This window comes from Micromonospora sp. D75 (genome assembly GCF_018070405.1).
GTDB lineage: Bacteria > Actinomycetota > Actinomycetes > Mycobacteriales > Micromonosporaceae > Micromonospora > Micromonospora chalcea.
This window is the reverse complement of record NZ_JAGPXV010000450.1, coordinates 1-4,973: the sequence shown is the minus strand read 5'-3', so window position 1 is coordinate 4,973 and position 4,973 is coordinate 1. Positions and strand designations below refer to the sequence as shown.

General features: G+C 71.9%; 3 protein-coding genes and 1 pseudogene. 1 reads left to right on the top strand and 3 read right to left on the bottom strand.

Annotated elements, in window-relative coordinates; genetic code table 11:
• Nucleotides 1-1,010: pseudogene (locus KBX39_RS22890) on the top strand (tetratricopeptide repeat protein); the annotation flags it as partial.
• Between the two features lie 55 nt (nt 1,011-1,065).
• Here KBX39_RS22890 and ilvC read toward each other — a convergent pair.
• From ilvC to KBX39_RS22875, 3 genes are read right to left on the bottom strand one after another with little or no spacing between them, the layout of a single operon-like run.
• Nucleotides 1,066-2,079 carry a ketol-acid reductoisomerase gene (gene ilvC / locus KBX39_RS22885; protein WP_043325996.1) on the bottom strand — a complete coding sequence of 338 codons (1,014 nt, stop codon included), beginning with the start codon at nt 2,077-2,079 and terminating at the stop codon, nt 1,066-1,068.
• Nucleotides 2,080-2,138: 59 nt separating this feature from the next.
• Nucleotides 2,139-2,654 (bottom strand): acetolactate synthase small subunit, encoded by a 516-nt coding sequence (ilvN, locus tag KBX39_RS22880; RefSeq protein WP_018786257.1) that lies wholly within the window; start codon nt 2,652-2,654, stop codon nt 2,139-2,141.
• The gene (locus KBX39_RS22875; protein WP_113971839.1) at nt 2,655-4,550 is read right to left on the bottom strand and encodes an acetolactate synthase large subunit; all 1,896 of its coding nucleotides are present in this window, start codon (nt 4,548-4,550) and stop codon (nt 2,655-2,657) included.
• Between the last annotated feature and the right edge of the window lie 423 nt (nt 4,551-4,973).

The following is a 4,973-nucleotide window of genomic DNA, read 5'->3' as shown; positions in this document are numbered from 1 at the left end:
CCCAGGAACGGCTGACGGCGTGCACCACCGACCTGGCTGGGCTCCGCTCCGTCACACGGGAATCCGGACACCGCATCTCCGCCGTCGCGCTGCTGGCCGAGTCGCGTTGCCGGCAGGCGCTGGGTGAGGTCGACGCGGCCGTGCGGGCCGTCGCCGGGGCGATCGACCTCCTACGGCCCTGGGTCGACCGGACTCCCGGAGTACGCGGCAACGGCCTGGCCGCGGCGCTACGCGCCCACGGTTCCCTGCTGTTGGAGACGGGCCGGCCGGACGAGGGCATCGCCCGCCTCGCCGAGGCCGTCGAGGTGGCACGCGAAGGCGGGGGCATCCAATTGGCGCGGGCACTGGCGTCACTCGTCTCGGCACTGATGACTGTCGGCGCGTGGGACGACGTGGAGCCGCTCCTGGAGGAGTTGCTGCCGCTCTGCCGGCGGCGGGCCGACGACCTGCCCGAGGTGTTCCGCCCGCTGCTCGTCCAAGGGCTGTGCGCGGTGACGGGTATGACCGACTTCAGACGGGGCGACGCGGATCCACCGCCGCCCGGCACGCGGATCGCCGGTATGACCGGGACGGCGGCCGGCCAGGAGGCGGTCGAGCTGGCCCGGTCACTGGTGGCCGGACAACCGGCCTATCGCGCGCTGCTGGGCGCGGCCCTGTTCGGCCTGGATCGGGCCCTGATCCGGTCCGGTGACGTGGCGGGGGCGGCCGAGGCGCTGCGGGAGTGCGTGGCACTGCGCCGGGATCTGGCCGACGAGGATCCGGCCCACCGGGCCGACCTCTCCCGCACGCTGGGCAATCTCGGCAACCGGCTGGACGCGCTGGGCCGGCTCGACGAGGCGTACGACGCCCACCGCGAGTCGGTGGAGCAGGCGCGTGCGGTGGACGGCGGGCTGCCGCCCGCGGAGATGGCCGTCGCACTGCGCAACCTGGCCACGTCGCTGTTCGCGCTCGGCCGTCCGGACGAGGCCGGGCGGGCACGCGCCGAGGCGGACCGGCTGCCGGCAACCTGACCCGCGGCCGGCCGCCGGGGAGAGGGGCGGGCCACGGGCCGCACGAGGGAAGAACTCAGGCGGTCTCGGTGATCGGCCGGTCGACCCAGCTCATCATGCCGCGCAGCTTCTGCCCGGTCTCCTCGATCGGGTGCGCCGCGCCCTCGGCCTGCCACTTGGCGAAGTTCGGCCGGCCGGCCTCGTCCTCGGCCACCCACTCGCGGGCGAACTCGCCGGACTGGATCTCGCCGAGGATCTTGCGCATCTCCTCCTTGACCCGCGAGTCGATCACGCGCGGGCCACGGGACAGGTCGCCGTACTCGGCGGTGTCGGAGATGCTGTAGCGCATCCGGGCGATGCCGCCCTCGTACATCAGGTCGACGATCAGCTTCAGCTCGTGCAGGCACTCGAAGTAGGCCACCTCGGGCGCGTAGCCGGCCTCGGTGAGCACCTCGAAACCGGTCTGCACCAGCGCCGCCGCGCCGCCGCAGAGCACCGCCTGCTCGCCGAACAGGTCGGTCTCGGTCTCCTCGGTGAACGTGGTCCGGATCGCGCCGGCGCGGGTGCCGCCGATCGCCTTGGCGTACGCCAGAGCCAGGCCGAACGCGTTGCCGCTGGCGTCCTGCTCGACGGCGACCAGGCAGGGCACGCCCTTGCCGTCGACGTACTGGCGGCGGACCAGGTGACCGGGGCCCTTCGGGGCGACCATCGCCACGTCCACGTCGGCCGGGGGCTTGATCAGGCCGTACCGGATGTTGAAGCCGTGCCCGAAGAACAGCGCCTTGCCCGCGGTCAGGTTCGGCGCGATGGCCTCGGCGTAGATGTGCCGCTGGGCCGTGTCCGGCGCCAGGATCATGATCACGTCGGCCTCGGCGGCCGCCTCGGCGGGCGTGAGCACCCGCAGGCCCTGCTCCTCGGCCTTCGGCCGGCTCTTCGACCCGGCGGGCAGGCCGATCACCACGTCGACGCCCGAGTCGCGCAGCGACAGCGCGTGCGCGTGGCCCTGGCTGCCGTACCCGATCACGGCGACCTTGCGGCCCTGGATCAGGCCCAGGTCGGCGTCGTCGTCGTAGAACACCTCAACGCTCATTGACTTCCCTTTCGTACGGCGGAGCCCGTCGGCCCGTCGAAAAAACTTGTGGGTACGGATCAGGCGGCGCGCAGGGCCGGGCCGGCGGTGATGGCCCGGGAACCCCGCCCGATGGCCACCGTGCCGGACTGGACCATCTCCTTGATGCCGAACGGCTCCAGGTCACGCAGCAGCGCGTCGAGCTTGTCCGGCGTGCCGGTGGCCTCGATCGTCAGCGTGTCCGGCGCGACGTCGACCACCCGGGCACGGAACAGGCCGACCGTCTCCAGCACCTGGGCGCGGGCCGTGCGGTCCGCGCGGACCTTGACCAGCAGCAACTCCCGCGCCACCGACACCTGCGGGTCCAGCTCCACGATCTTGAGTACGTTGACCAGCTTGTTGAGCTGCTTGGTCACCTGCTCCAGCGGCGAGGACTCGGCGTTGACCACGATGGTGATGCGGGAGACGTCCGGGTTCTCGGTCTCGCCCACGGCGAGGCTGTCGATGTTGAACCCGCGCCGGGAGAACAGCCCGGAGACCCGGGCCAGGACGCCCGGCTTGTTCTCCACCAGCACGGAGAGCGTGTGCATCGTCATTTAGAGTTCGTCCTCGTCGAAAGCAGGGCGCACGCCCCGCGCGAACATGATCTCGTCGTTGCTGGTGCCGGCGGCGACCATCGGCCAGACCATCGCGTCCTTGCCGACCACGAAGTCGATGACCACCGGCGCGTCGTTGATCGCCATGGCCGCCTCGATGGTCTTGTCCACGTCGGCGGCGTTCTCGCAGCGCAGCCCGACGCAGCCGAGCGCCTCGGCGAGCTTGACGAAGTCCGGGATGCGGTGCTTGTGCGTGCCCAGCTCGGTGTTGGAGTAGCGCTCCCCGTAGAACAGGGTCTGCCACTGCCGCACCATGCCCAGGTTGCCGTTGTTGATCACGGCGACCTTGACCGGGATGCCCTCCAGCGCGCAGGTGGCCAGCTCCTGGTTGGTCATCTGGAAGCAGCCGTCGCCGTCGACCGCCCACACGGTGGTGTCCGGCTTGCCGACCTTGGCCCCCATCGCGGCCGGAACGGCGTAGCCCATGGTGCCCAGGCCACCGGAGTTGAGCCAGGTGTGCGGCTTCTCGTACGAGATGAACTGGCTGGCCCACATCTGGTGCTGGCCGACGCCCGCCACGTAGATCGCGTCCGGGCCGGCGATCTCGCCCAGCCGCTTGATCACGTACTGCGGGGAGAGCGTGCCGTCGGCCGGCTCCTCGAAACCGAGCGGGTACCGCTCGCGCAGGTCGTCGAGCTGCGCCCACCAGTCGGTCAGGTCCACGGACGGGTGCGCGGCCTGCTCGGCGGTGACCGCCGCGATCAGCTCGTCGATGACGTGCCGCGCGTCGCCCACGATCGGGACGTCGGCGTGCCGGTTCTTGCCGATCTCGGCCGGGTCGATGTCGGCGTGGACCACAGTCGCGTCCGGCGCGAACGAGTCGAGCTTGCCGGTCACCCGGTCGTCGAAGCGGGCGCCCAGCGCCACGATCAGGTCGGCCTTCTGCAGGCCGTAGACCGCGGCCACGGTGCCGTGCATTCCCGGCATGCCCAGGTGCTGGCGGTGCGAGTCGGGGAACGCGCCGAGCGCCATCAGCGTGGTGACCACCGGGATGCCGGTCTGCTCGGCCAGCTTGCGCAGCCCCTCGGTGGCGCCGGCCTTGAGCACGCCGCCGCCGACGTAGAGCACCGGACGGCGGGCCGAGGTCATCAGCCGGGCCGCCTCGCGGATCTGCTTGCCGTGCGGGTGCAGCGTGGGCCGGTAGCCGGGCAGGTCGAGCGTGGGCGGCCAGGAGAAGGTCGCCGGCGCCTGGAGCACGTCCTTCGGGATGTCGACGAGCACCGGGCCGGGCCGGCCGGTCGCGGCCAGGTGGAACGCCTCGGCCAGCACCCGCGGGATCTCGTCGGCCGTCTGCACCAGGAAGTTGTGCTTGGTGATCGGCAGCGTGATGCCCTGGATGTCCGCCTCCTGGAAGGCGTCCGTGCCGATCGACGGCCGGGCCACCTGGCCGGTGATCGCCACCATCGGCACCGAGTCCATGTAGGCGTCGGCGATCGGCGTCACCAGGTTCGTCGCGCCCGGGCCGGAGGTGGCGATGCAGACGCCCACCCGGCCGGTGGCCTGCGCGTAACCGGTGGCCGCGTGCCCGGCGCCCTGCTCGTGCCGGACCAGGATGTGGCGGACCGTGGAGTCGTAGAGCGGGTCGTACGCGGGCAGGATCGCACCGCCCGGAATGCCGAAGACCACGTCGACGCCGAGCGCCTCCAGCGACCGCACGAGCGAACCGGCCCCCGAGACCTGCGCGGTGGCGGGCTCCCGTACAGGCGTCTCGGTGGTCGCGGCCGCCGGGGCGGCACGGCCGGGGCGGGCGGCGGAGTCGGAGTCACCGGCCGCGCCGGTGCCGGAACGGGCACGACGGGCGGTGTGGGCGAGGGTCTCGGGCGTGGGTCTCGTCATGGCGGTTCAAGCCTTCGGAAGTGAGTGGGTGACGCGCTTCTCAGGATGGGACGCGGAGGTCCCGCGATGGGTCCGACGGCAACAAAAAAGCCCACGTGCAGGATGCACGGGGCCAGCGCACTCTCGGTGGGAGAGTGCGCTCAGGTAAGTACTCGCGGCGACCGGTTCGACGACATGCGGCTAAGCCTGACGCATCTCACGCGATGAGTCAACTGATCCCACATTTTGGTTCACGGACGTGGGCGTTTCGGCACCCGGCATGCCCTCCACCCCCGGTGCCACCTGCGAAGATCCCTCCATCGGAGGACGCTGCGCGGGCACCGTGGCCGGCGGGTTGTTGCGCAACCGGGGCAGCAACGGCGACGGGCTGTGCGCCGGCGGCGCGGGTGGCGTCTGCGGCATCGCGGTGTGCCGGTTCCCGGG